Raw genomic sequence first — 26,385 nt, 5'->3', positions numbered from 1 at the left:
CTACAACAAGCGGGCAGGCTATCGCCCGACCCCGTCAGCGACCGCGCAAGCGGCGCACCAGGATGCTCGCGTCGCCGCGCGACTCGAGGTCGGCGAGGACGACCGCGACCGCCTCGCGGACGATCCGGCCGCGGTCGACGGCGAGGCCGTGCTCACCGCGGAGCACCAGGCGGGCGTGCTCGAGGTCCATCAGCTCCTCGGCGGAGACATAGACCGTGATCTTCTCGTCGTGGCGCTCGCGCCCGCTGGGGCGCCGGTTGGCCGCGCGGCCGCGGCGGCGGGCCGGGCCCGCCTGGGCGGGCGCGGACGGGCCGTCCTGCGGCTGGCGGCCGCCCCGCCGCTCCCCGCCGCCCGGCGGGCGGCGGTCGCCGACGGCGTCGGCGCGGGCGGCGGCCTCCCGGCCGCTGTGCTCGGCCGGTCCTGACTGCTCCGCGTCCTCCGTCGCCCGTCGCTCTCCTGGGCCGCCCTCGGCCCCGTCAGCGGCCGTGTCGGGGTCGCCGGCGGGTGCGGGCACCCGCGCCTCGCCGCCGTTCTGACGGCGGGAGGACGCGGGGGAGGACGACTGCAGCGCCGTTCCTCCGGTGGTGCGGAACAGTTCGTCGGCTCCCGGCAGACTCACTCGGCGTGACACCGGGCGAGCACCTCCCTGGCGAGCTGGCGGTAGGCGGCGGCACCGACGGAGTTGGACGCGTACGTGGTGATCGGCTCACCCGCGACCGTGGTCTCGGGGAAGCGGACCGTGCGGCCGATGACCGTGTGGTAGACGTGGTCGTCGAACGCCTCGACCACGCGGGCCAGGACCTCACGGCTGTGCACGGTGCGCGAGTCGTACATCGTGGCGAGGATGCCGTCCAGTTCGAGCTCGGGGTTGAGCCGTTCCTGGACCTTCTCGATCGTCTCCGTGAGCAACGCCACACCGCGCAGGGCGAAGAACTCGCACTCGAGCGGCACGATCACCTTGTGCGCCGCGGTGAGCGCGTTCACGGTGAGCAGGCCGAGCGAGGGCTGGCAGTCGATGACGATGTAGTCGTAGTCCGCCATCAACGGCTTGAGCGCGCGCTGCAGGGTGGACTCCCGGGCGACCTCGCTGACCAGCTGCACCTCGGCGGCCGACAAGTCGATATTGCTGGGCAGCAGGTCCATATTGGGCACGGCCGTCTTGAGCAGCACCTCGTCGGCCGACATGCCCCGCTCCATGAGCAGGTTGTAGACCGTGAGGTCGAGCTCCATCGGGTTGACGCCGAGGCCGACCGACAGGGCGCCCTGCGGGTCGAAGTCGACGAGCAGGACCCGGCGTCCGTATTCGGCGAGGGCCGCGCCGAGGTTGATGGTGGAGGTGGTCTTGCCGACGCCGCCCTTCTGGTTGCACATCGCGATGATCTTCGCGGGGCCGTGGTCGGTCAGCGGTCCGGGGATCGGGAAGTACGGCAGCGGCCGCCCGGTGGGGCCGATGCGTTCGCGTCGCTGGCGGGCCGCGTCGGGCGCGAGTGTGGCCGCGTACTCGGGGTCCGGCTCGTACTCGGCGTCCGGGTCGTAGAAGTGCCCGTCGGGGAGGTCGTCGTAGGCGGCGAAGCGGGCGGGATCCATGCCCCCCTGGTCGCCGGCCATGGCGTTCACGTGATGGCCGTCCATGCTCTGACTCTGGTGGGCTGTCGTCAAGTTCTGGTGCGTGGCGAAGGTGCGGACAGCTACAGAGCCGACAGCCTCGAGCCCCGAGGGACCCTGGCCCCGCGCAGCCGATCCTGGTTGACCACCCCCGGGAGAAAATGTCGACTCATTCACAAGTCGTCCTACCTCCTTGGTGACCAGGAAATTTCTAGATAGGTCAGCGTGACACCATGCCGACGGTTGGCGACTCTATGGCGTGTCGGCGGTTCGCAGCAACACAATCCACCGGACACGGCACGATGTGTCGGCAATCGAACACCGCGCTGTCAAGGGCGTATGGGGGGTGAAGCGAGGATTCCTCGACGGGTAAAGCGTCTGAATAGTTACTTTTAGGGCGAGTTGGCGAAGCGAACTGTCATCCGCGTTACGGGTCGTATCGGACACATCAACGGCCGGACCCCGCCTCACGGCAAGACCCGGCCGGATGCCCGTTATTGACCTGTTGTTGACGGTCGACGTTGACCGCTCGGCCGGTTTCAGCCGATCAGCGAGGTCAGTTCGACGGTCGACAGACCGTGCGCCTCGGCGACCGGACCGTAAACGACCTCGCCCTCATGGACATTGAGCCCCCTGGCCAGCGCGGCGTCCCGGCGCAGCGCGTCCCGCCAGCCGCGGTTGGCCAGCTCCACGATGTACGGCAGCGTGGCGTTGGTGAGCGCGTGGGTGGAGGTGTTGGGCACCGCCCCCGGCATGTTGGCCACGCAGTAGAAGACCGAGTCGTGCACCGTGAAGGTGGGCTCGGCGTGGGTGGTGGGCCGGGAGTCCTCGAAGCAGCCGCCCTGGTCGATCGCGATGTCGACAAGTACACTTCCGGGCTTCATCCGGGAGACCAGCTCGTTGGTGACCAGCTTGGGCGCCTTGGCGCCGGGGATGAGCACCGCGCCGATGACGAGGTCGGCGGCGAGCACGGCCTTCTCCAGCTCGTAGGCGTTGGAGGAGATGGTCTGCACCCGGTTGCCGAAGACCTTGTCGGCCTCGCGCAGCTTGTTGATGTCCCTGTCGAGCAGGGTGACGTGGAAGCCCATGCCGAGGGCGATCTGCGTGGCGTTCCAGCCGGAGACGCCGCCGCCGATGACCACGGCCCGGCCCGCGGCCACGCCCGGCACCCCGCCGGGCAGCACCCCGCGCCCGCCCGCCGACCGCATCAGGTGGTACGCGCCGACCTGCGGCGCGATCCGGCCCGCGACCTCGGACATCGGCGCGAGCAGCGGCAGCGCGCGGTTCGCGGTCTCGACCGTCTCGTAGGCGATGGCGGTGGTGCCGGACTCCAGCAGCGCGTCCGTGCACTCGCGGGAGGCGGCCAGGTGGAGGTAGGTGAAGAGGGTCTGGTCCTTGCGCAGCCGGTGGTACTCCTCCGCGACGGGCTCCTTGACCTTCAGCAGCAGGTCGGCGGTGGCCCATACGTCGTCGGCCGAGCCGAGGATGCTCGCACCGGCGGCGGTGTACTCCTCGTCCGTGATCGAGGAGCCGACGCCGGCCCCCCGCTCCAGGAAGACCTCATGGCCATCGCGGACCAGCTCATGCACACCGGCGGGGGTGATGGCCACGCGGAACTCGTTGTTCTTGACCTCGCGGGGGATACCGACCTTCACGTCGATCACGGTCCTTGAATCTGAGGGATATCCGGGTTTTAAGCAGACAAACCGGAATGCGTCCGCATGCCGGAGACGACCGCAACAATCGCGGTACAGCCAGTCTAATGAAGGATGCCCCGCTGTCTAGCCTTGCATTGCATCAACCTTTTGCCGATCCGCTGCCCCTTTCTTAGGTCACTCTGCCTCTTCGGCTCCATCTGTCCGCACGCCGCCGCCCCCGCGCTGTACTTCCCCCACCCCACTGCCACCCTGTACTTCCCCCACCCCACTGCCACCCTGTACTCCCCCCACCCCACTGCCACCCCGTTGTCGCGCCGCCAGCCGCCGCGCGGCGCGCCGGTGCGCATCCGCGGCCGCCGGGTCGCCGAGCCGGTCCAGGGCGTCCGCGGCCCGCAGCGCGCCCTGCGGATTGCCCGCCCGGCGGAACGCGGCCCCCGCCGCCCGCCAGGCCCGCAGCGCCTCGCCCCACTGGCCGGTGCGGGCCTGGACCGTGCCCAGCCGCTCGTACAGCAGCGCCTCGCCGATCCGGTCGCCGCGGGACAGCCGCAGCTGAAGCGCCCGCCCGTACCAGTCGGCCGCCCGGTGCCAGTCCCCCAGGTCCTCGTACGTGCCGCCGATGGACTCCAGCGAACGCCCCGTGGTGTACGGGTCGCCCGCGTCCCGGGCCGCCTCCAGCGCGTGCTTGTAGCGGACCAGCGCCTCCTCCACCCGGCCCGCCCGCGCGTCCAGGTCGCCCAGGTTCAGCAGCGCCGCCGCCTCCTCCACCGGCAGATCGCGGCGGCGGGCCACATCGAGCACCAGCCGGTGCAGCCCGTACAGCTCCGGGGCGGCCTCCTCGGCGCTGCGGTGGGCGCCGAGGGCATGCGTCAGACCGGCCACCAGCCGGCGCGCCAGCGTGTCGAGCCCGCCGTCCTCGACGGCCAGCCGGGCGATCTCCAGCAGCACCGGCAGCCGCGACTCCAGCCAGACCGACGCTGCCCCGGACGAGGTGAACCTCAGCGGCCTCGGCATCGCGGCCAGCTTCTTGCGGGCGGGCGAGCCCGGCGGCTGGGCGGCCAGACGGCAGGCGTGCAGCTGGCGTACGGTCCGCTCCAGCATCCGGGCACCGGCCAGCTGCACCTCGGCCGGGCGCTCGGTGGCCCGCAGCGCCGCCCGCAGCATCGGGTCGAGGCAGCCGGGCACCTGGTACCGGCGCTCGGCCAGCGGGCGCAGCAGCCCGTGCGCGACAAACCCCTCCAGCGCGGCCTCGGCGTCCGCCACCGAGCAGCCGGCCAGCGCGGACGCTATCTGGGCGTCCGCCCAGCCGCCGGGCGCGAGCACCAGCAGCCGCAGCAGCCGTGCGGCTGCGGGCGGCAGCGCCTCGTACGCCAGCCGGAAGGCGCGGGCCAGCGGGCGCCCGCCCCGGTCCTGGTCACCGGCGGTCGGCGGCAGTTCGCGCAGCCGCTGCACCGCGTCGGCGACGGACGCCTGGGGGCGCGCCGCGAGCCAGCCGCCGACCAGCACCAGCGCGGCGGGCTGGCCGCCGCACTCCTCGACCAGGGACTGCGCGGCCACCGGGTCGCAGGTGATACGGGTGGTCCCGGCGTACTGCGCGAGCAGCCCGATGGCCGCGCTCACATCGAGCCCGCCGAGCGTGCACGGCCGTACGTCCGGCACCCCCGTCAGCGGGCCGCGCGAGACGGCGACGACGAGGCTGTCCGGGGCGTCCGGCAGTAACGCGTCCACCTGCTCGGCGCCGGTCGCGTCGTCGAACAGCAGCAGCGCGCGCTTCCCCGCCAGGGCGTCGCGCAGCGCCTCGCAGAGCTCGTCCTCGTCCGCCCCGGCCGGGACGGACACCCCGAGCACAGCCAGCAGTTCGCGGGCGGTCCGCTCGATGGGTACGGGATCGCCCCCGGACGTGGCCAGCCGTGCGCGCAGGGTCCCGTCGGGGTAGTCGTCGGCGAGCCGCCGCACCAGCTCCTCGGCCAGCGCGGTGCGGCCGGAACCGGGGCGGCCCGCGATCAGCAGCACCCGGCTGCGGGGGGCCTTGCGGCCGGCGAGGGTGTCCAGACCGGCCCGGTCGATATCGGCGCGCAGCGCCAGCAGTTCGCGCCGCCGCCCCGCGAAGCCGCGCCCCACGGACGCCGCCGCCGCGAACAACACGGCCCGCGTCGCGCCGCTCCACAGCCCGCCGGCGTCGTCCTGCGGCCTGGCGGGAGACTCGGCGCGCCCGGCGACGGGTTCGGCGCGCCCGGGTTCATGGCCCTCGGCGCCCTCGGCCGAAGATCCCGCGCGCCCGTCCGCGGCAGACGGTTCCGCGCGCCCTACGGTCCGGGGCGGCGGGGCGGCGGCGCGACGAGGCGCGAGGGCAGGCGCGGGACGGGGCTGGGGTTCGGCGGCAGGCGGCGGCAGCCGCTTCCGGGGGGTCGGCCCCCCATCGGTGTCGACCGCCTGCTCCGCCACTGGGCCCCATCCCCGTCCACCTGCGCGTACGAGCCCGCCGCGGGTGCGGTCGGGTAGTCCGAGCGTAGTTCACCGCGCGTCAGCGCTTCGGCACTCCCGGCCGATACGGCGGGGAGAAAATCACCTGATCGGATGCACGGATGTTCGGATTTGGGGTCCGTGAAGAGCCGTCCTGCGGCGGGAGGGCCCTCAGGCCTCGAAGGGCCGGGCCGGCCAGGGGGCGTCCGCCGGGCGCAGGGACTCGAAGCCGGCGCCGGTCTGTGCGGCGTGGGCCGCCAGGACGCCGGCCACCAGGCAGGTGTTGTGCAGCTCGCCCGCGAGGACGCCGGCGATCAGCTCGTCGAGGGGGATACGGGCGAGCTCCATGTCCGCCTCCTCGTGATCCCCCTCGTACCGCTCGCCCTCGGCCTCCGAGACCCCCCGGGCCAGGAAGATCCGTACGGCCTCGTCGGAGCCGCCCGGCGAGGTGTAGATGTCGGTCAGCACCCGCCAGTCCTCGGCCTTGACGTGTGCCTCCTCGTACAGCTCGCGCTGCGCCGCGTGCAGCGGGTTCTCGCCGGGGATGTCGAGGAGGCCGGCCGGGATCTCCCACAGCCGCTGCCGCACCGGGTGGCGGTACTGGCGCACCACGATGACGCGGCCTTCGCCGTCGAGGGCGAGGATGGCGACCGACCCGGGGTGGACCTGGTAGTCGCGGGTGGTCCGGGAGCCGTCGGGCATGACGACCTCGTCGGTGCGCACGCCGGTCTTGTTGCCGGTGAACGGCGTGGTGGTGGCGGTGATCCGCCACTCCTCGGGGGTGTCCTTGATGCGCATGCTCGACTCAGCGTCCTCTCGTCAACGAACGGCCCGCAGCCGAAACGGGGCCCGGGCGGGGCGGCACAAACCGCTCCCGCCCAGGTCAACCGTATCCCTCAGGCCTTGGCGCGCTGTCCGGTCGCCGCGCCCGGCTGTCCGGCCACCGCGCCCGCCTGAGCGCCCGACCGCGCCGCCGGGGCCGCCTCGGCCGCAGGCTGCCCCGACTGCGCGGACTGCCCCGTCTCCCCCGACTGCCGGGCCACCGCGGCCTTCACCAGGCCCGCGAAGAGCGGGTGCGGGCGGGTGGGCCGGGAGCGCAGCTCCGGGTGGGCCTGGGTGCCGACCAGGTACGGGTGCACCTCGCGCGGGTACTCGACGTACTCGACCAGCTTGTTGTCGGGCGAGGTGCCCGAGAAGACCAGGCCGGCCTTCTTCTCCAGCTCTCCGCGGTAGGCGTTGTTGACCTCGTAGCGGTGGCGGTGGCGCTCCTCGACGTACGGCTGGTCGCCGTAGACCTCGCGGACGATGGTGCCCTCGCCGAGCTTCGCCGGGTACATGCCCAGCCGCATCGTGCCGCCCATATCGCCCTCGCCCGCGACGATGTCGAGCTGCTCGGCCATGGTGGAGATGACCGGGTCGCTGGTGGCGGGCTCGAACTCGGTGGAGTTGGCGCCCTCGATGCCCGCCAGGTTCCGCGAGGCCTCGATGACGATGCACTGCAGGCCCAGACAGAGGCCCAGCAGCGGGATCTTGTTCTCGCGGGCGTAGGTGATCGCGCCGACCTTGCCGTTGACGCCGCGGTCGCCGAAGCCGCCCGGGACACAGATCGCGTCGACGTCGCCGAGCTGCTGCCGGGCACCGGCGGCGGTGCGGCAGTCGTCCGAGGTCACCCACTTGATCTTGACGCGGGCGTTGTTGGCGAAGCCGCCCGCGCGCAGCGCCTCGGTGACCGACAGATAGGCGTCGGGCAGGTCGATGTACTTGCCGACCAGGGCGACGGTGACCTCGTGGTCGGGCTGGTGGACCCGCTTGAGCAGATCGTCCCACTGGGTCCACTCCACATCCCGGAAGGGCAGGTCGAGGCGGCGCACCACATAGGCGTCCAGGCCCTCGGAGTGCAGCACCTTGGGGATGTCGTAGATCGACTTGGCGTCGATGGCGGCGACCACGGCCGCCTCGTCGACGTCGCACATCAGCGAGACCTTGCGCTTGATGGAGGTCGGGACCTCACGGTCGGCGCGCAGCACGATCGCGTCGGGCTGGATACCGATGTTGCGCAGGGCGGCGACCGAGTGCTGGGTGGGCTTGGTCTTGAGCTCGCCGGAGGGGCCGATGTACGGCAGCAGGGAGATGTGCACGACGAAGACGTTGTCCCGGCCGACCTCGTGGCGGACCTGGCGCACGGACTCCAGGAAAGGCAGCGACTCGATGTCGCCGACGGTGCCGCCGACCTCGGTGATCACGACGTCCACGTCGTCCGTCGCCATCCGCCGGATACGGTGCTTGATCTCGTTGGTGATATGCGGGATGACCTGCACGGTGTCGCCCAGGTACTCGCCGCGCCGCTCCTTGGCGATCACGGTGGAGTAGACCTGGCCGGTGGTGACGTTGGCGGAGCCGTCGAGGTCGACGTCGAGGAACCGCTCGTAGTGGCCGATGTCCAGGTCGGTCTCGGCGCCGTCGTTGGTGACGAACACCTCGCCGTGCTGGAACGGGTTCATGGTGCCCGGGTCCACGTTGAGGTACGGGTCCAGCTTCTGCATCGTCACGCGCAGACCGCGCGCCTTGAGCAGGGCACCGAGGCTGGAGGCGGTCAGGCCCTTGCCGAGTGAGGAAGCGACACCCCCGGTGACGAAGATGTGCTTGGTCGTCGTGGGCTTAGCGGCAATGGCCAAAACGGGGCTCCCGTGGTCGCGAGGTGAGGGTGCGGGGTCCGGCGACCGCCCCGGTATTCCGGGGGCGCCGTTGGTGAGGTTCGGGGGTTTTGCGCCCACCGCTCCACGGGCTACCAGGGTATCAGTGCCCTCCCCCGGCTACGGCTGGGCAGGGTGCGCCTCCCGGGAGAAGCCGGGCGAGCCGGGGAGCATCCCGCGGCCGCCGGGGGTACGGATCCGCTACCGCTCGAACACCATGCGTGACCTGGCCACCCGATCGGCCGCCGGGTCCAAGCCACGATGTGGGACGACTCAAGCGGATCACTGTTCTCCGTCGTATCCTGCTCGGACGCAATGCTGCGAGCCGGCCGGCAAGGGACCACCAGCACGTCCCCGGAACAAGCGCTCGTCGAGAACTTCCAAGACCGTGGACAATAGCCTTCCGGGGCACCGCGGCCGTTCGAATGGGGATAGTACGTGGCCGGGCGTATCGAGGATTACGCACTGATCGGGGATATGCAGACCGCCGCCCTGGTCTGCAGAGATGGCACGGTCGACTGGCTTTGTCTGCCGCGCTTCGATTCGCATGCCGTCTTCGCCGGGCTGCTGGGCACCGAAGAGCATGGCTTCTGGCACCTGGGGCCCGCGCAGGCCGCGGGCGCCACTCCCGCGGCCGCCGACCGCCGCCGCTACCGCGGCGACTCGCTGGTCCTCGAATCGGAATGGGACACCCCGCGCGGCACGGTCCGCGTGATCGACTTCATGCCGCCCCGTGACGGGGCCCCTCAGCTGGTGCGGATCGTCGAGGGCGTGAGCGGCCGGGTGCCGATGCGCTCGGCGCTGCGGATGCGCTTCTCGTACGGCTGGGTCGTGCCGTGGGTGCACAAGATCGACGGGCGGACGGTCGCGGTCGCCGGACCCGATTCGGTGTGGCTGGACACCGAGATCGACACCTACGGCAAGGACCTGACGACCTACTCGGACTTCACCGTCGCCCCCGGCGACCGGATCGCCTTCACCATCAGCTGGCAGCCCTCCCACAAGGAGCCGCCCGCGCTCCCCGACCCGGAGGGCGCGCTCGAGGCGACCGAGGTCTTCTGGCGCGAATGGGTCGAGCACTGCACGTACCACGGCCCCTACCGGGACGCGGTGGTCCGCTCGCTGATCACCCTCAAGGCGCTCACCTACGCCCCCACCGGCGGCATCGTCGCCGCGCCCACCACCTCGCTGCCCGAGGAGATCGGCGGCGTCCGGAACTGGGACTACCGCTACACCTGGCTGCGGGACGCGGCGATCACCCTGTCCTCGCTGCTGCGCACCGGCTACCGCGAGGAGGCGCGCGCCTGGCGCGAGTGGCTGCTGCGCGCGGTCGCGGGCGACCCGGAGAACCTCCAGATCATGTACGGCATCGCGGGTGAGCGCGAGCTGGGCGAGGCCGAGCTGCCCTGGCTCCCCGGCTACGAGGGCTCCCAGCCGGTCCGGGTCGGCAACGGCGCGGCCGGGCAGCTCCAGCTGGATGTGTACGGAGAGGTCACCGAGGCGCTGCACCTGGCGCATATGACCGGCCTGGCCCGCAACGACTACGCGAGCATCCTGCAGCTCAAGCTGATCCGCTACCTCGAGGAGCACTGGGACGAGCCGGACGAGGGCATCTGGGAGGTGCGCGGACCGCGCCGGCACTTCGTGCACTCCAAGGTGATGGCCTGGGTCGCGGTGGACCGCACCGTCAAGCTCATCGAATCGGGCGACGTGGACGGGCCGTTGGAGCGCTGGCGCGAGCTGCGCGACGAGATCCACCGGGATGTGTGCGAGAAGGGCTACGACCCCGAGCGCAACACCTTCACCCAGTCCTACGGCTCGCGGGAGCTGGACGCCTCGCTGCTGCTGATCCCGCAGATGGGCTTTCTGCCGCCGGACGACAAACGGGTCATCGGGACCATCGAGGCCATCCAGCGCGAGCTGTCGACCACCGACGGCTTTGTGCTGCGCTACCCGACGGCCGGCGAGGACGCGGGCGTGGACGGTCTCGAGGGCGACGAAGGGGCCTTCCTGGCCTGCTCGTTCTGGCTCGCCGACGACCTGGCGATGATCGGCCGGGTCGACGAGGCGCGCAAGCTCTTCGAGAAGCTGCTCTCGCTCCGCAACGACCTGGGGCTGCTGGCGGAGGAGTGGGACCCGCGCCTCCAGCGGCAGGTGGGCAACTTCCCGCAGGCCTTCAGCCATGTGCCGCTGATCGACACGGCGCTGCGGCTGACCGCGTCCGGGGCGTACGGAGGGTAGCCCGGCAGGCCCGGTCACACCGGCCGAAGTCACAGGAAGACACAGGAAGACGCAGGAGCCCGGGCTCATACGGCCCGGGCTCCTGTGACGCGTTTACGCGTTTTCGCGTTCAGAAGGCGGTCAGGGTCAGCGTGACGCCCGTCGGGGCGGTGTCCTGGATGTACGACGCGAAGTCGGCGACGTCGTCGAAGGCGAAGCCGTACGCCTTGCCGTCCGCGGTCGCCGCGTGCATGGCCTTGGCGTAGTGGTTGGTGACCTGCGGGGTGTAGAAGGCGGCCGGGTCGGTGGTCGGCTGGGCGGGTGTGTTGTGCAGGGTGGTGCGGTTGAAGCCCGCGCCGAGGATGGCCGCGACCGGGCCCGTGGTCCCGTCGTTGGGCGCGGCGAGCGCACCGTCACAGAAGAGCACGTCCCTGGTGGAGGGCTTGTTGAAGGCCACGGAGGCGGGGCCGGTGAAGGACAGCCGCCCGCCGCTCACCCGGCCGGTGAAAGTGCCCGCGTTGGTGGTGACCTTCAGGTCCTTCGCGGCGTAGGCCGCCCAGACGTCGTCGATATAGGCGGCGAGGTAGTCCTTGCCGAACAGCCCGGCGTCGAGGCCGTGTCCCGGGGCGATGACCCTCAGCTTGTCGCCGAGGACCAGGGGCGCGAAGGCGTCGACCGCGGCGAGGTCGGAGAAGACCTTGGCGCGGGCGCCGCTCTTGAGCGTGCCGGTGGTCTGGTCCTTGGCCCCGGTGAGGCGGATCGACAGCGGGACGCTGAACATGTCGACCATGGTGGTGTTGCAGAACATCCCGGCGGAGTTGAAGGTGAACTCCGCGCAGTCGTGCAGGATGTTGTAGTTGGGGTCGCTGGACACCCAGCCCGCCGGGTACTGCAGGGCCGCGTTGCCCGCGCCGTCGGTGACCGCCTTGAACTTGAGCTTGGAGCCGAGGGCGACATAGATCCGGCCGGACATGTTGGGCAGGGTCAGTTTGGTGTCCCCGCTCGCGGTGAGCGGGATGGCGTAGTCGGTCCAGCCGTCCGGTCCGTTGTCGGACAGCGCGATGGGCGCGACCTTGCCGTCCGGGGTGACGCGGACCTGACGACCGCCCTCATTGCCGACGATGTAGATCCATATCGATGAATTGCCGAACTGACCTGTGTTGTTGACGACCGTCAGCGGCATCGTGGCGGCGCGCTCCGCGCCATTGGCCCGGCCGCCCGCGAGGGTGAGGCCCGAACCTGCGGCGGCAGCGGCGGCGAGGCCGCCGAGCAGCGTCCTGCGGCTGATCGTCCCGTTCTTCATCCTGCTCATGACATCTACTCCTCGGCGTTGTGGGGGATTTGCCGGGATGTTGGAGAGGGGTGGGGGGTGACGGGAACCGTCTCCGTGAGAGCGCTCTCTCCCGCTCCTAGCCCAGCACCCTGCCCATCGGCCGCCCCCTGCGTCAAGGACTTGGGCCGACTTGGATCAGATTAGGTCTGGACCAATTCGTCGTAGATGCTGAGGACATGGGCGACCGTGTCGTCCTCCGTCGGCCAGCCCGCGGTCCGCGCCCGCCCCGCCGCGGCCAGCTCCACCCGGCGCACCGGATCCGCGAGCAGCCGGATCACCGCGCCCGCCAGGTCCTCCGGCGCCCCGTACGGCACCAGTTCGGCCGCCTCCCCCACCAGCTCCGGCACCCCGCCGACCGCCGTGGCCACCAGCGGCACGCCCGCGTGCAACGCCTCCTGCGCCAGCAGCGACCGCGCCTCCCACCGGCTGGAGAGCACCGCGACATCGGCGGCGGCCAGCAGCGCGGGCACATCGTCCCGGCGGCCGAGCAGCCGCACCGGCAGCCCCTCCGCGTCGATCCTGCGCTGCAGCGCCGCCCGGTCCGGCCCCTCCCCCGCGACCGCCAGCAGCGGCTGGGGGTCCAGCGCACGCCACACCCGGGCCGCGTCCAGCAGCGGCCCGAAGCCCCGGTCCAGCACCAGCCGCCCCACCGCGAGCAGCAACGGCCGCTCCACGGCGCCCAGTTCGGCCCGTGCCTTCTGCCGCCACCCGTCCTCCCTGGGCGGCGTGGAGCGCGGCGCGGGCACCGCGACCGGCGCGAGCCGGGCATCGCGAGCCCCTCGCGCACGAGCCCGCTCCACCAGATCCGACGACGCGCCCAGCACGATCGCGGCATGGCGCGCCACCCTGCGCTCTATGAGGCGTACGGCTTGAGCTCGGGCGCCCTCGGCATGCGGTTTGCTGTGCCAGGTGACGATCAGCGGCACGCCCCGGCCGTGCAGCGCCAGCACGGCCAGCAGCCCGGACCGCAGCCCGTGCGCATGCACCAGACCCGCCCCGGCGCCGGCCGCCCGCAGCGTCGCGACGGCCCCCGCGTTCGTACGGGCGTCCAGTCCGGCGAACCACGCGCCCGCCTGAGTGAACCCGTACCCCCGCTCCGACCGCCACGGCCCGCACACCGTCACCCGCAGCCCGCGCGCCACCAACCCGGCCGTCAGCGACCGGACATGCACCCCGCTGCCGGAACTGCCGCCGCCGAGCACTTGGAGGGCGTGCAGGGGCGGCTGCCCGTGCGGATTCCCGTGCGGCGGGGCCGGTGTGCTGCTCACGGTGCTGCTCACGCGGGAAGGGCTCCTGAGAGGACGGCGTTCGGGCGTGGGGTCGTCGGCGCGCGGCGGTACGGGTGCGCTCCGCCCAGGATGCCAGTCTTCAGGCCGCCCCCACCGCCACGGCCCCGCACCGGGCCCGCCGTCGGCTCGCCCGTACGTCCGCGGATTCACCCGTACGGAGGACAGCACCGAACACCGGAACGCCCTAGGGCCGCTGCGGCCCGGGCGGCCCGGGCGGCCCGGCCCGGGCTCACGGCCACCGGTCCACGGCGGCGGCGGACCCGCGACCGACAGTCAGCGCGTCGCCCGCGCCGTCTCCAGAAGCTCTTCCGCGTGGGCGCGGGCGAGTTCGGAGTCCTCCTGGCCCGCCAGCATGCGCGACAGCTCCCGTACCCGGTCCTCGCCCTCCATCGCCTTCACACCGCTGCGCGTGACCGCCCCGTCGTTGGTCTTCTCCACCACCAAGTGCCGGTCGGCGAAGGCCGCGACCTGGGGCAGATGGGTGACGACCACGACCTGCGCGGTCTGGGCGAGCTTGGCCAGCCGTCGGCCGACCTCGACCGCCGCCTTGCCGCCGACGCCCTGGTCCACCTCGTCGAAGAGATAAGTCGGCACGGGGTCGGAGCCCGCGAAGACCACCTCCACCGCGAGCATCACCCGGGACAGCTCACCGCCGGACGCCCCCTTGGCGATCGGCCGGGGCGGGGCGCCCGGGTGGGGGGCGAGCAGCAGCTCGACCTCGTCGGCTCCATGCGGCCCGAACAGCACCGCACGGCCGCCCACCTCGATGCCCGCCGTCTCCTCCGCGGCCTCGCTCTGGCTGATCGCGAAGGTCACCCGGGCGTGTGGCATCGCAAGCGAGGCCAGCTCCGCGGTGACCGCGTCGGCGAAGCGCGCCGCCGCCTCCGTACGGGCGTCGGTGAGCGCCTGCGCGAGTTCGCCCAGTTCGGCGCGGAGCGCGTCGCGCTCGGCGGTCAGCTCGCCGATACGGTCGTCGTCGCCGTCCAGTTCGGCCAGCCGCGCCGCGCCCTGCTCCGCCCAGGCCAGCACATCCGCGATGCCCTGGCCGTACTTACGGGTCAGATGGGACAGCGCGGCCCGGCGCTCCTCGACGACCGCCAGCCGCCGCGGATCGGCGTCCAGATCGTCCGCGTAGCCCGCGAGCTCACCGGCCACATCGGACATCAGGATGCCGACCTCGGCGATCCGGTCGGCGAGGGCGGCGAGCTTCGGATCGTGGGAGCGCACGCCCTCCAGCGCCCGGTGCGCGCCCGCGACCAGGCTGGCCGCGTCCACGCCCTCGGGGTCCTCCGGGTGCCCGGCCAGCGCGGCGTGCGCGGCGGTGGCGGCGGAGGCGAGGGCTTCGGCGTGGCCCAGGCGCTCCGCCTCGGCGGCGAGCTCGGTGTCCTCGCCGGGCAGCGGTTCGGCCGCGGCGATCTCCTCGAGGCCGAAGCGCAGCAGATCGGCCTCCTGCGCCCGCTCCCGCGCCCGGGTGGTCAGCTCGTCCAGCTCGGCCGCGACCGCACGCAGCCGCCGGTAGGCGGCCCCGTACTTCTCCAGCGGCCCGGCGACCGCGGCTCCCGCGTACCGGTCCAGGGCCTGCCGCTGCCGGGCAGGGCGGAGCAGCCCCTGCTGATCGGTCTGGCCGTGCACGGCCACCAGGTCGTCCGCCAGCTCGCCCAGCAGCCCCACGGGCACCGAGCGGCCGCCCACATGGGCGCGGGAACGGCCTTCGGCGGAGACCGTACGGCTGATCAGCAGCGCGCCGTCGTCGAGTTCGGCGCCCGCCTCCTCGGCCCGGACGGCCACCGTCGACCGCCCGTCGACGGTGATCCGGCCCTCGACGACCGCCGCCTTGGCGCCGATCCGCACCAGGGCCGCGTCGGCCCGCCCGCCCAGCAGCAGGCCGAGACTGGTGACGACCATGGTCTTACCCGCTCCGGTCTCACCGGTCACCGCGGTGAAGCCGGGCGACAGTTCGACGACGGCGTCGTCGATGACGCCCAGCGCACGTATCCGCATCTCCTCCAGCACGCCCACGACCATACGAGGTTTCGCGGCCTCGATGCGACGGCGGGTTCCCTCTGTGGGGCGCCCGGTCCGGGCTGAGCCCGCCCCCGGCGCCCCGTCGGGGGGGGTAGGGCCTGTCGTCAAAGGGGGCGCCCTGCTCCCGACGCCGCAGTGACATCAGCCGCTACCGCGGCGGGCGGCGCCTCGCCGCGTTGTCGCACCGCCCGGCCACGCCGCGTCAGCGGCATATCGACCGCAGCGCCCAGTACGAGGGCGACGCTCCGCCTTGCGATCCTCCCCCAGCCACCGCTGGGAGGTGCCCCCTGCACCAGACGCCGCTCGCGGCCGGACGCCCCCCTTGACGACAGACCCTAGTGCGGCGCGCCGCGCCAGCCCGCGACCGGGAGGGCGAACTTCGCCACCAGCCGGTCCGTGAACGACGCGTGGTGCAGCCGCGCCAGCCGCACCGGCACCGCCCCCCGCCGCACCTCCACCCGCGCGCCCGCGGGCAGTTCGACGGTGCGCCGCCCGTCGCACCACAGCACCCCGTGCGGGGTCTGCGGCTGCACCTCCACGGCGAGCACCGAGCGCGGCGAGGTGACCAGCGGCTTGGCGAAGAGGGCGTGCGCGCTGATGGGGACCATCAGCAGCGCCTCGACCTCGGGCCACACCACAGGCCCGCCTGCCGAGAAGGCGTACGCCGTCGAGCCGGTCGGGGTCGCGCAGACGACGCCGTCGCCGCCGAAGCGGGAGACGGGGCGGCCGTCGACCTCGGTGACGACCTCCAGCAGGCGTTCGCGCGCGGCCTTCTCGACCGACGCCTCGTTCAGCGCCCAGTCGGTGTGCACGATCTGCCCGTCGGTGCGGACCAGCACATCGATGGTCATCCGCTCTTCGACCTCGTAGCTGCGGGTCACGACCCGGTCCACGACCTTGTCCAGGTCGTCCCGCTCGGCCTCGGCCAGGAAGCCGACCCGGCCCAGGTTGACGCCGAGCATCGGCACCCCGGAGATCCGCGAGAACTCCGCGCCGCGCAGCAGCGTGCCGTCACCGCCGAGGACGATCAGCAGCTCGCAGCCGTCCAGGACGTCCGCGCCCGCGTCGACCAGCTCGACCGCGGCCGGAAGCGGCAGGTCCGCGGCCTCCGCGGCCAGCACCCGCACCCCGATGCCGCAGCGCAGCAGTCCTTGGACGACCAGCTCGGCACTGCGGATGGCCGCGGGGCGGCCGGTGTGTGCCAGCAGGAATACGGTGCGCTCCGCTGCTGCCGAGGCTGCTGCTGAAGCTTCTGAAGTGGTCAACTGGGCCCCTCCGCCACTGCACGGTCGACATCGGCCGGGTCAAGTGCCGGCGCCCCGGCGCGCATCCACAGAAAGTACTCGACGTTGCCGGCCGGGCCGGGCAACGGGCTCGCGGTGACCCCCAGGACTCCAAGCCCAAGACCCGCCGCCTGCTCCGCGACCGTACGGACGGCCTCGGCACGCAGCCGCGCGCTACGGACCACCCCGCCGCTGCCCAGCCGCTCCTTGCCGACCTCGAACTGGGGCTTGACCATCAGCACCAGGTCGGCCCCGGGCGCGGCACAGCGCACCAGGGCGGGCAGCACCAGCCCCAGAGGGATGAAGGACAGGTCACCGACGACCAGGTCCACGGGGTCACCGCCGATCTGCTCGAGCGTCAATTCACGTACATTCGTACGGTCCATGACGGTCACGCGTTCATCGCTCTGCAAGGACCACGCGAGTTGTCCGTATCCGACGTCGACGGCGAGGACATGGGCGGCGCCGGCGCGCAGCAGGACATCGGTGAAGCCTCCGGTGGACGCCCCCGCGTCCAGGGCGCGCCGCCCCGCGACCTTCAGACCGCCGCCGCTCGCCGTGCCATCTGTGACGACGCCCGCGCCCGCGCCCTGGCGGTACTCCTCGCTGAAGGCCAGCAGCGCGCCAGCGAGCTTGTGCCCGCCGCGCGAGACGTAGTCCGGGTCGCTGTCGTCCGCCCTGACCACGAGCGCCGCGCTGGTCTCCACCTGGGTGGCGGGCTTGGTCGCGACCTGCCCGCCGACGGTCACCCGGCCCGCGGCGATCAGCTGGCTGGCGTGCTCGCGCGAGCGGGCCAGCTCGCGGCGCACCAGCTCCGCGTCGAGTCGTGCGCGTCGTGGGCGGGTCACAGCCACGGGTGGTTCAGCTCCTGTCGTCTGTCGTCATACGAGACGAGGTCGTCTACGGGGAGGAGGGTCGGCTACGGGACGGGTCGTCTTACGAGGCGGGGTCGTCTTACGAAGGCGGGGTCGGTCGTCTTACGAAGGCGGGGCCGGCCTACGAGGCCGGCACCGGCGGTGCGGGGGCCGGCGGGCCGGGCCGCCGGTCCAGAGCGGTCAGCACGTCGCGCAGGCCCCGGTGCACATCCTCGTACACCTCCAGATGGCCGCTCGCGGCGAGGTGGTCGGCGTCGGCCAGCCGGTCCAGCTGCGCGTCGATCTCGGCGACGCCGGTGGGCGTACGGGTGACGCCGAGCGGCGCGGGATCCGCCGGACGCGCCGACTCCGCGGAAAGCTCCGAAGAAGGCCCCGAGGGAGCCTCCGAAGACGGTTCGGAAGACGGCCCCGCCGTCGGCGCGGCCATGGACTCCGCGGCCGCCGCCTCGGCGGCTGCCACCCCGGGATCAGGCTCCGGCCCGGGCCGCGCACCCTCGATCGGCTCACTCATGGTCTCGACGCTACCGCGAACCACACATTCTCCGACGTACGGGACCTGGGGTACCGTCTGTCGCGATGGCGACCATGGAGGAGTGCCGCAGCGCACTCGACAAGCTGGCGGAGAACCTGGCGGGCGCGAACGGGGACCTCCGCAGCGCCGCCGCGCTCGATCGCTCGGTGAGCTGCCGTATCACCGACCTCGACATCACCTTCTTCGGACGTCTCACCGATGGCCGCATAGAGGACGTGACGGCCGTGCCCGGCCCGCCCGCCGAGCGCGCCGAGATCCGGCTGACGATGTCCGGTGACGACCTGGTGGCCCTGGTCGACGGCGAGCTGCACTTCGCGCGCGCCTGGGGCAGCGGCCGGGTCAAGCTGGAGGCCGGCTTCCGCGATCTTCTGCGGCTGCGGAAGCTGCTGTAGCCGCGGCCATCTCCGTCGCGGGCGCCTCCGTCCCGCCCGGGGCCGTAGCCTTCGCGGGCACCGCTTCCGCCCGCGTACGGGATCGCCGGGCGGCGGGCACCACCAGCGGGGTGCCGGTCTCGGGGTCGTCGATCACCTGGCAGCGCAGCCCGAAGACCCGCTCCACCAGCTCGGCCGTCACCACCTCCCCGGGCGCGCCCTCGGCGACGACCTCCCCGCCGCGCATCGCCATCAGGTGGGTGGCGTAGCGGGCGGCGTGGTTGAGGTCGTGGAGGACGGCGACGAGGGTGCGGCCCTGCTCCTCGTGGAGCTGCGCGCACAGGTTGAGCACATCGATCTGGTGCTGGATGTCCAGGTAGGTGGTCGGCTCGTCGAGAAGCAGCAGCGGGGTCTGCTGGGCGATGGCCATGGCGATCCACACCCGCTGCCGCTGACCACCGGACAATTCGTCGACATAGCGATCCGCGAGCTCGGCCACGCCGGTCGCCGCCATCGACTCGCCGACAATCCGCTCGTCCGTCTCCGACCACTGCCGCAGCAGCCCCTGGTGCGGATAGCGGCCGCGGGCGACCAGGTCCGCGACGGTGATGCCGTCCGGCGCGATCGAGGACTGCGGCAGCAGCCCGAGGGTGCGGGCGACCTTCTTGGCGGGCATAGAGCCGATCGCCTGCCCGTCCAGCAACACCGACCCGGCGGTCGGCTTGAGCATCCGGGACAGCGCGCGCAGCAGGGTGGACTTGCCGCAGGCGTTGGGCCCGACGATCACCGTGAAGGAGTGGTCGGGGATGGCGACGGTCAGGCCCTCGGCCACCGTGCGCCGGTCGTAGGCGAGGGTGAGCCCTTCGGCGGTCAGCCGCTGCGACCGGGCACCCTTACCGCCTGTACCGCCTATTCCACTGACGCCGCTCATATCACCCATACCGTCGTTGCCGTCCCTACCGTCCACGTCGCCTCGTCACATCCGCACCGTCCCTCGTCATATCCGCCCCGCCCGGCGCTCGGTGATCAACAGCCCCAGCAGATAACAGCCGCCCAGCACCCCGGTGACCACCCCCACCGGCAGTTGGTCCGCCCCGAAGAGCCGCTGCGCGGACCAGTCGGCGCTGATCAGCAGGGCCGCGCCCATCAGGGCCGCGGGGACCAGGTTGGGCCCGGTCGCGCGGGTGAGCCTGCGGGCCAGCTGTGGCGCGACGAGTGCGACGAAGGCCACGGGCCCGGCGGCGGACGTGGCGACCGCGGTCAGCAGGACGGCCGAGAGGACCAGCACCAGCCGCGTCCGCTCGACCCGCACCCCGAGGGCGTACGCGCTGTCGTCGCCCATCTCCAGCATCCGCAGGCCCCGGGCGTGCCCGAGCACCACCGGCACCAGCACCGCGCAGGTGCAGGCCAGCGGCCAGACCTGCGCCCAGTCCCGTCCGTTCAGCGAGCCGGTCAGCCACACCATGGCGCGCGCCGCGTCCTCCTGATGGCCCTGGGTGAGCAGATAGCCGTTGACGGCGGTGAGCGTCGAGGACGCGCCGATGCCCACCAGCACCAGCCGGTAGCCGTGTACGCCCCGCCGCCAGGCCAGCGCGTACACGCCGAGCCCGGTCAGCAGGCCGCCGGCGACGGCCCCGGCCGCGACCTGGTTGGGGTCGCCCTTGAACAGCACGAGGACGGTGAGCGCCCCGGCCGCCGATCCCTGCCCGAAGCCGACCACGTCGGGGCTGCCCAGCGGATTGCGGGACACGCTCTGGAACAATGCGCCCGCCAGGCCCAGGGCCGCGCCGACGAGCAGCCCGACCAGGACGCGCGGCAGCCGCACCTCGTTGACGATGAAGTGCTCGATCGGGGTGCCGCCGCCGAAGAGGGTGCGTACGACGTCGCCGGGCGGGATCGAGAAGTCGCCGGTGCCGATCAGCACCACGCTCATGGTCAGCGCCACGGCGGCCAGCAGCAGCCCTGTCAGCGCCGCGCGGATGTCCACCCGGACCGAGAGCCCGCCCCGGGTCCGCAGCGTGGCCCCGCGCGCCCTTTCGCCGCCGTTCCCGACCTCGACCTTGTCGCTCGCGCTCGCGTTCACAGCTGGGCCATCCTTCGGCGCCGGACGAGGTAGATGAAGACGGGCCCGCCGATGAGCGTGGTGACGACCCCGGCCTGCAGCTCCGAGGGCCGCGACACGACCCGGCCGATCACATCGGCGCCCAGCAGCAGCACCGGCGAGAGCACCGCGGCGTACGGCAGGATCCAGCGCAGATCGGGCCCGGTGAGCGCCCGTACGACATGCGGCACCATCAGGCCGACGAACGCGATCGGCCCGCAGGCGGCCGTCGCGGCCCCGCACAGCAGGGTGACGGCGGCCATGGCGAGCGCGCGGGTGCGGGTGAGGTTGGTGCCGAGGGCGCGCGCCGTGTCGTCGCCGAGCGCCACGGCGTTCAGCGCCCGGCCGAGCGCCAGGGCGAGGACCACGCCGACTGCGATGAACGGCGCGACCTGCTTGACGACCGTCATGTTCGCGGAGGCGAGCGAACCGACCGTCCAGAAGCGCATCTTGTCCAGGGCGGCCGTGTCCAGCAGCTCAACGGCGTTGAGATAGCCGTAGAGCGCCGCGTACACGGCCGTACCGGCGAGCGCCAGCCGCACTGGCGTGGCCTCTCGGCTGCCGCCGAGCGCGAAGACGAGCACGGACGCGACGGCAGTACCGAGGAAGGCGAACCACACATAGCCGGTCAGGGAGGTGACGCCGAGAAAGCTGATGGCCGTGACGACGGCGGCGGACGCGCCCGCGTTCAGCCCGAGCAGCCCCGGGTCTGCCAGCGGGTTGCGGGTGAGCGCCTGGATCACCGCGCCCGCGAGCCCGAGCGCGGCGCCCACCAGCAGCCCGAGCACGGTACGCGGCACCCGCACATCCCGGACCACCACATCGGTGTCGCTGCCGCTGTAGTGGAACAGCCCGTGCCACACGTCGCCGAGCGGAGTCGGCTTGGCACCGATCGCGACGCTGGCGGCCACGACCACCAGCAGGACCCCCAGGGAGGCGACGAGCCCGACCGCGCGGCGCGCGGCCTGCCGCCGGGGTGGCGCGGTCGCTGTTTCGGTCCCGGCTCTCGCCGGACTGAGCAGGGTCACGCGGAACTCCACCTCGCAGCAAGGCCGACCACAATTGAGGTTAGGTTAACCTAACCTTTCTTGTCACGCCTCGGGAGGGGCGGGTTCGTCACAACCCCAGCCGCGCCAGCGCCTTCCCCGCATCCGCGGCGCAAGCCCCGTCCCCGGCCTCGGTCCACGCCGCCGCGCACAGCGCCCGCAGCCCGTCCATCGGGTCGCCGCCGTCCCCCTCCAGCACCAGTGCGCCCTGGCGCACCCGAGCCAGCCAGCCCCCGCACCGAAAGCCGCCGTCGTCCCCCGCCCCGGCAGGCTCCACCGCCGCCTGGGGCGTCAGCAGGCCCCGCAAGTCACGGTCCACATACGTCGGCCGGTGCTCGGGCTCGGCGGCCAGCAGCTGCGCGGGGGTGGTCACCCCGGTCAGGACCAGCAGCGAGTCGACGCCGCCCGCATGCGCGCCCTCGATATCGGTGTCCATCCGGTCCCCGACCACCAGCGGCCGCTCCGCGCCGGTCCGCAGGATCGTCTCCCGGTGCATCGGGGGCAGCGGCTTCCCGGCGATCTGCGGGGAGCGGCCCGTGACGATGCGTACGACCTCCACCGCCGCGCCATTGCCCGGCGCGATGCCCCGCCCGCTCGGAATCGTCAGATCCCCGTTGGAGGCGTACCACGGCACGCCGCGCCCCACCGCGTACCCGGCCTCCGCCAGCCGCCCCCAGGGCATCTCGGGCCCGCCGTACCCCTGGACCACCGCCGCCGGGTCGTCGTCCGCCGAATCCACCGGCACCAGGCCCCGCTCGCGCAGCGCCACCCGCAGCCCCTCGCCGCCGATCGCCAGCACCCTGGCCCCGGCCGGGACCTGCTCGGCGATCAGCCGGGCCACCGCCTGCGCCGAGGTGATCACGTCCTCGGGCTGCGCGGGCACCCCGAGCCGGGTCAGATGCTCCGCCACCGCCTCCGGCGTGCGCAGGGCGTTGTTGGTCACATACGCCAGCCGCATCCCGCCGCCCCGCACGGTGCCCAGCGACTCCACCGCGTGCTCAACGGCCTCGCCGCCCGCGTACACCACCCCGTCGAGGTCCAGCAGGGCGGTGTCGTACGCCGCGCTCAGCGGCCGTTCGCTGGCCGCGGGCCGGGTCCGGACGTTCTGGGTCACGGGGGGATTCATCGGGGGACACGCTCCTCGCATACATGTGCGTCTGTCCCCCGATCATCGCTCATCGCGTCGAACGGCATAGCATTCACTGATGAGCACTCCAGGGCCTGTCGGGCAAGGTCTGCAGCTCGCCCCGTTCCGGGGATTGCGCTATGTCGCGGAGCGGGTCGGCAGCCTGGCCGCCGTGACCTCGCCTCCGTACGACGTCGTGGTGCGCCCCGAGGGTCTGCGTGCGCTCGAGACGGCGGACCCGTACAACATCGTCCGCCTCATCCTCCCCCAGGCCGACACCCCCGCCGACCGCCACCGGCAGGCCGCCGAGACGCTGCGCCGCTGGCAGGCCGACGGGATACTCGCCCCCGACCCCGAGCCCGCGCTCTACGTCTACGAGCAGCGCGACGGCCATGTGCTCCAGCGTGGGATCATCGGCGCCCTGCGGCTGAGCCCGCGCGAGGAGGGTGTGGTCCTCCCGCACGAGGAGGTCATGCCGCATGTGGTCGAGGACCGCGCCGCCCTGATGCGCGCCACGGACGCCAACCTGGAGCCGCTGCTCCTCGCCTACCGCAGCGACGGCTCGGTGACCGGCGCGGCGGCCGTCCTCGAACGCGCCGTCCAGGGCCGCCCGTTGCTCTCCACGCCCACCGAGGACGGCTTCAGCCACCACCTGTGGCGGGTGACCGACCCCGCCGACCTCGCACAGATCGCCGCCGACCTGCGCCACCGGCAGGCCCTCATCGCCGACGGGCACCACCGCTGGGCCACCTACCTGCGGCTGCGCGAGGAGCGGACGGAGCCCGGCCCCTGGGACTTCGGCCTGGTCCTGCTCGTCGACACCGCCCGATACCCGCTGCGGGTCAGGGCCATCCACCGGCTGCTGCACCAGCTGTCCCCGGCCGAAGCACTGGCCGCCCTGGGCGCCCCGGACGCGCACCGTACGCCTCCTGGCCCGCCCGGCTCGGGGAGCGCAGCCTTCCGTGTACGGCCGGTCGACGGTCCGCTCCCGCAGGCGCTGGCCACGCTCGCGAAGGCCGCCGACGAGCCGGGGGCCGGCAACGCCTTCCTCCTCGCCGGGCACGGCGGCTTCCTCCTCCTGGACCGCCCCGATCCGGCGCTCCTGGCCCGTACGATCCCCGCCGACCGGCCGGAGGCATGGCGCACCCTCGACGCGACGGTCCTGCACTCCGTGCTGCTCGAGCACATCTGGGAGGTCCCTGACACTCCAAGCCACATCGGCTACATCCATGACGCGGCGGCGGCCGTGGAACAGGCGGAGCGGCACGGCGGTACGGCGGTGCTGATGCACCCGGTGCGGGAGGGGGTCGTCCACGACCTGGCCCGGGAGGGGATCCCCATGCCGCACAAGTCGACCTCCTTCGGGCCGAAGCCGGCGTCCGGGCTGGTCCTGCGGAGTCTCGCGCTCGGCTGACGAGAAGCTGACGAGAAAGGGCGGAACCCCTGGCCCGGGGTTCCGCCCTCACTGTCTCTCGCTGTCTGCGGCCGTCAGCGACCGTCGCCCTCGTCAACTTCCTTCTTCAGGTCGTCCGACTCGAGGTCGTCCGACTCGGCTGATGCCTCGGGCTCGCCCGCGGGCTCGTCCTCAACATCCGACTCGTCCTCGACCAGCTCCGGCTCGTCCTCGACCTCGACCTCGGGCTCGGGCTCGGGCTCCCGCTCGGGCTCCCGCTCGGGCTCGGGCTCCGGCTCGTCCTCAGGCTCCTCGGGGGCGAGCGCGTCCACGAACTCCACACCGTCCAGCTCCGCAAGCCGGTCGGAGGCGTCCGTGGTCCCGCCCTGATCAGCCTCCAGGGCCTTCGCGAACCACTCCCGGGCCTCGTCCTCACGCCCGACGGCCAGCAGCGCGTCGGCATACGCGTAGCGCAGCCGCGCGGTCCACGGCTGTACGGACTGGGAGGCCAGCTCGGGGCTCTGCAGCGTCACCACGGCGGCGTCCGTCTGCCCCATATCGCGCCGGGCACCCGCCGCGACCAGCCGCATCTCGACCTGCCCGGCCCGGTCCAGCTTCTGCACCTCGGGCTCACCGGCCATCGCCAGCGCCCGCTCCGGGCGGCCCATACCGCGCTCGCAGTCGGCCATCACGGGCCACAGGTCCGCGCTGCCGGTCATCCGCCGCGCCGCGCGGAACTCCGCCAGCGCCTCCGCGTACTTCGCGACGCCGTACGAGGCGAAGCCCGCCGCCTCGCGCACGGCCGCGACGCGGGAGGCGAGCCGCAGCGCGACGCGCGAGTACTCGTACGCCCGCTCGGGCTCGTCGTCCAGCAGCTTGGCGACCATGACGAGGTTCTTCGCCACGTCGTCGGCGAGCGTCTTCGGCAGGCTCATGAGCTCCTGCCGCACACTCTTGTCGATCTCGTCCCCGGTCACATCCTCGGGGATCGGCAGCCGCTTGACCGGCTCGCGGTCACGGTCGCGGTCACGGGGGCGCTCGTCCCGGCGACCGTAGCCACCGGACCGGTCGTCACGGCGCTTGTAGCCACCGCCGGGACGCTCGTCGCGCCCACGGCCCTGCCCACCGCCATACGGCCGACGCGGCCCGCGGTCGTCACGGCCCCGGTAACCGCCCTCGCGGTCGTCCCGGCGCGGGGCTCGGGGCCTGTCGTCACGACGGTCGTCACGGCGATCATCACGCCGATCGTCACGGCGCTCATACCCACCGACGCGGCCACCACGGTCCCGGTCGTCGCGACGCGGCCCACGAGGCCGGTCATCACGGCGCTCACCACGACGGAAACCGCCACGGTCGTCGTCCCGGCGGTACGAAGGCCGGTCATCCCGCCGGTCATCCCGCCGGTCGTCACGGCGCCGGTCATCCCTGCGGTCATCACGACGATCGTCGCGGCGGTAGCCACCACGATCGTCGTCGCGCCGGAACCCACCACGGTCGTCGTCCCGGCGGAACCCACCGCGGTCGTCATCGCGGCGGTAGCCGCCACGGTCGTCATCGCGCCGGAACCCCGGCCGGTCATCGCGGTCCCGGTCACGACGGAACCCACCCTGGCGGTAGCCACCGTCACGGTCATCGCGCCGGGGCCCGCGGGGGCGGTCATCACGCCGGTCGTCACGACGATCATCGCGGCGGTCGTCGCGGCGGTCGTCACGCCGGTCGTCGCGCCGGAAACCGCCACGGTCGTCACGCCGGTCGAACCCACCACCGGGCCGGCCACCGCGGTCGTCCCGACGCACATACCCTCCGGGCCGGCCACCATGGTCATCGTCACGGCGCGGCCCACGCGGCCGGTCATCACGGCGCTCACCACGGCGGTCGTCGCGCCGGTCGTCGCGCCGGTAACCACCACGATCGTCATCGCGGCGGTAGCCGCCACGGTCGTCGTCGCGCCGGTGGCCACCGCGGTCATCATCCCGACGGAACCCACCGCGGTCGTCATCACGCCGCGGACGGTACGGGCGGTCGTCCCGCCCCTGCCGGAACCCGCCACGATCACCGTCGCGTCGCGGTCCGGACTCACGGAAGTCGCGCCGATCACCGCCGTCCCGGCGCCGCGGCTCCCGGTTCGGCCGATCGTCGGGGGAGTTGGTGGACATCGACGTGACTCCTGTCTTGAGGTACTGCAGCCATTCTCGCGCATCGGCCTCGCCAACGCGTTTCAGTAAAAACAAAAGGACCCCTGGTCCCAGCATGAACGCTGGGACCAGGGGTCCTCCAAAGATTGTTCGGCGGCGTCCTACTCTCCCACAGGGTCCCCCCTGCAGTACCATCGGCGCTGAAAGGCTTAGCTTCCGGGTTCGGAATGTAACCGGGCG

Annotated in this window: 21 protein-coding genes and 1 rRNA gene; 3 read left to right on the top strand and 19 right to left on the bottom strand. The window is 72.8% G+C overall.

Annotation, left to right across the window (positions count from 1 at the left end; all coding sequences use genetic code 11):
• Positions 1-34: 34 nt before the first annotated feature.
• The 6 genes from ACH4U7_RS37370 to ACH4U7_RS37345 form a co-directional block, all read right to left on the bottom strand.
• A complete protein-coding gene (locus tag ACH4U7_RS37370; protein ID WP_398532214.1) occupies positions 35-631 on the bottom strand; it encodes a hypothetical protein in 597 nt (198 codons plus the stop codon).
• Entirely contained in the window at positions 616-1,782 is a 1,167-nt protein-coding gene (locus ACH4U7_RS37365; RefSeq protein ID WP_089513310.1) for a ParA family protein, read from the bottom strand. Before ACH4U7_RS37365 ends, ACH4U7_RS37370 begins: the two co-directional genes overlap by 16 nt.
• 362 nt (positions 1,783-2,144) lie before the next feature.
• The gene (gene ald, locus ACH4U7_RS37360; protein WP_398532418.1) at positions 2,145-3,260 is read right to left on the bottom strand and encodes an alanine dehydrogenase; all 1,116 of its coding nucleotides are present in this window, start codon (positions 3,258-3,260) and stop codon (positions 2,145-2,147) included.
• Between the two features lie 177 nt (positions 3,261-3,437).
• Positions 3,438-5,705, bottom strand: coding sequence for a tetratricopeptide repeat protein (locus tag ACH4U7_RS37355; RefSeq protein WP_398532213.1), 2,268 nt, complete (start codon positions 5,703-5,705; stop codon positions 3,438-3,440).
• A gap of 189 nt (positions 5,706-5,894) precedes the next feature.
• Positions 5,895-6,521, bottom strand: coding sequence for an NUDIX domain-containing protein (locus tag ACH4U7_RS37350; RefSeq protein WP_398532212.1), 627 nt, complete (start codon positions 6,519-6,521; stop codon positions 5,895-5,897).
• Positions 6,522-6,619: 98 nt separating this feature from the next.
• Positions 6,620-8,398: a CTP synthase gene (locus ACH4U7_RS37345; RefSeq protein ID WP_398532211.1), complete on the bottom strand. Its 1,779-nt coding sequence runs from the start codon at positions 8,396-8,398 to the stop codon at positions 6,620-6,622.
• A gap of 456 nt (positions 8,399-8,854) precedes the next feature.
• On the opposite strand from ACH4U7_RS37345, the gene ACH4U7_RS37340 reads away from it, so the two are divergent.
• On the top strand, positions 8,855-10,657 hold the full coding sequence (locus ACH4U7_RS37340) for a glycoside hydrolase family 15 protein (RefSeq protein WP_398532210.1): 1,803 nt from the start codon (positions 8,855-8,857) through the stop codon (positions 10,655-10,657).
• Positions 10,658-10,766: 109 nt separating this feature from the next.
• Here the strand turns inward: ACH4U7_RS37340 and ACH4U7_RS37335 are convergent, their stop codons facing one another.
• The 6 genes from ACH4U7_RS37335 to ACH4U7_RS37310 form a co-directional block, all read right to left on the bottom strand.
• A complete protein-coding gene (locus tag ACH4U7_RS37335; protein ID WP_398532209.1) occupies positions 10,767-11,948 on the bottom strand; it encodes a glycoside hydrolase family 64 protein in 1,182 nt (393 codons plus the stop codon).
• A 161-nt stretch (positions 11,949-12,109) separates the two neighbouring features.
• Positions 12,110-13,237 (bottom strand): glycosyltransferase family 4 protein, encoded by a 1,128-nt coding sequence (locus ACH4U7_RS37330; protein WP_398532417.1) that lies wholly within the window; start codon positions 13,235-13,237, stop codon positions 12,110-12,112.
• Between the two features lie 294 nt (positions 13,238-13,531).
• A complete protein-coding gene (gene recN, locus ACH4U7_RS37325) occupies positions 13,532-15,283 on the bottom strand; it encodes a DNA repair protein RecN (protein ID WP_398532208.1) in 1,752 nt (583 codons plus the stop codon).
• Between the two features lie 335 nt (positions 15,284-15,618).
• Positions 15,619-16,548, bottom strand: coding sequence for an NAD kinase (locus ACH4U7_RS37320; protein WP_089513324.1), 930 nt, complete (start codon positions 16,546-16,548; stop codon positions 15,619-15,621).
• Positions 16,545-17,414 (bottom strand): TlyA family RNA methyltransferase, encoded by an 870-nt coding sequence (locus ACH4U7_RS37315; protein WP_398532416.1) that lies wholly within the window; start codon positions 17,412-17,414, stop codon positions 16,545-16,547. The genes ACH4U7_RS37320 and ACH4U7_RS37315 overlap by 4 nt, the downstream gene beginning before the upstream one ends.
• 148 nt (positions 17,415-17,562) lie before the next feature.
• Positions 17,563-17,952 (bottom strand): hypothetical protein, encoded by a 390-nt coding sequence (locus ACH4U7_RS37310; protein ID WP_398532207.1) that lies wholly within the window; start codon positions 17,950-17,952, stop codon positions 17,563-17,565.
• A gap of 65 nt (positions 17,953-18,017) precedes the next feature.
• Here ACH4U7_RS37310 and ACH4U7_RS37305 point away from each other — a divergent pair, with 65 nt between their 5' ends.
• On the top strand, positions 18,018-18,365 hold the full coding sequence (locus ACH4U7_RS37305; RefSeq protein WP_089513330.1) for a sterol-binding protein: 348 nt from the start codon (positions 18,018-18,020) through the stop codon (positions 18,363-18,365).
• On the opposite strand, the gene ACH4U7_RS37300 is transcribed toward ACH4U7_RS37305, so the two are convergent.
• From ACH4U7_RS37300 to ACH4U7_RS37285, 4 genes are all read right to left on the bottom strand, one after another.
• The gene (locus tag ACH4U7_RS37300) at positions 18,313-19,275 is read right to left on the bottom strand and encodes an ABC transporter ATP-binding protein (RefSeq protein WP_398532415.1); all 963 of its coding nucleotides are present in this window, start codon (positions 19,273-19,275) and stop codon (positions 18,313-18,315) included. The genes ACH4U7_RS37305 and ACH4U7_RS37300 overlap by 53 nt on opposite strands.
• Positions 19,276-19,341: 66 nt before the next feature.
• Entirely contained in the window at positions 19,342-20,427 is a 1,086-nt protein-coding gene (locus ACH4U7_RS37295; protein ID WP_398532206.1) for a FecCD family ABC transporter permease, read from the bottom strand.
• Positions 20,424-21,473: a FecCD family ABC transporter permease gene (locus ACH4U7_RS37290; RefSeq protein ID WP_398532205.1), complete on the bottom strand. Its 1,050-nt coding sequence runs from the start codon at positions 21,471-21,473 to the stop codon at positions 20,424-20,426. The genes ACH4U7_RS37295 and ACH4U7_RS37290 overlap by 4 nt, the downstream gene beginning before the upstream one ends.
• An 88-nt stretch (positions 21,474-21,561) precedes the next feature.
• Positions 21,562-22,617 carry an HAD-IIA family hydrolase gene (locus ACH4U7_RS37285; protein WP_398532204.1) on the bottom strand — a complete coding sequence of 352 codons (1,056 nt, stop codon included), beginning with the start codon at positions 22,615-22,617 and terminating at the stop codon, positions 21,562-21,564.
• Positions 22,618-22,696: 79 nt separating this feature from the next.
• On the opposite strand from ACH4U7_RS37285, the gene ACH4U7_RS37280 reads away from it, so the two are divergent.
• Positions 22,697-24,031, top strand: coding sequence for a DUF1015 domain-containing protein (locus tag ACH4U7_RS37280; RefSeq protein WP_398532203.1), 1,335 nt, complete (start codon positions 22,697-22,699; stop codon positions 24,029-24,031).
• A gap of 74 nt (positions 24,032-24,105) precedes the next feature.
• On the opposite strand, the gene ACH4U7_RS37275 is transcribed toward ACH4U7_RS37280, so the two are convergent.
• The 3 genes from ACH4U7_RS37275 to rrf form a co-directional block, all read right to left on the bottom strand.
• Complete coding sequence (locus ACH4U7_RS37275) at positions 24,106-24,960, bottom strand: hypothetical protein (RefSeq protein ID WP_398532414.1); 855 nt, start codon at positions 24,958-24,960, stop codon at positions 24,106-24,108.
• A 23-nt stretch (positions 24,961-24,983) separates the two neighbouring features.
• A complete protein-coding gene (locus tag ACH4U7_RS37270; RefSeq protein ID WP_398532202.1) occupies positions 24,984-25,970 on the bottom strand; it encodes a hypothetical protein in 987 nt (328 codons plus the stop codon).
• A 323-nt stretch (positions 25,971-26,293) separates the two neighbouring features.
• Positions 26,294-26,385, bottom strand: a 5S ribosomal RNA gene (gene rrf / locus ACH4U7_RS37265); the annotation flags it as partial.

It is taken from the genome of Streptomyces sp. NPDC020845 (assembly GCF_044334165.1).
Taxonomy (GTDB): domain Bacteria; phylum Actinomycetota; class Actinomycetes; order Streptomycetales; family Streptomycetaceae; genus Streptomyces.
The sequence above is the reverse complement of the archived record's forward strand: the minus strand, read 5'-3'. Positions and strand labels throughout refer to the sequence as shown.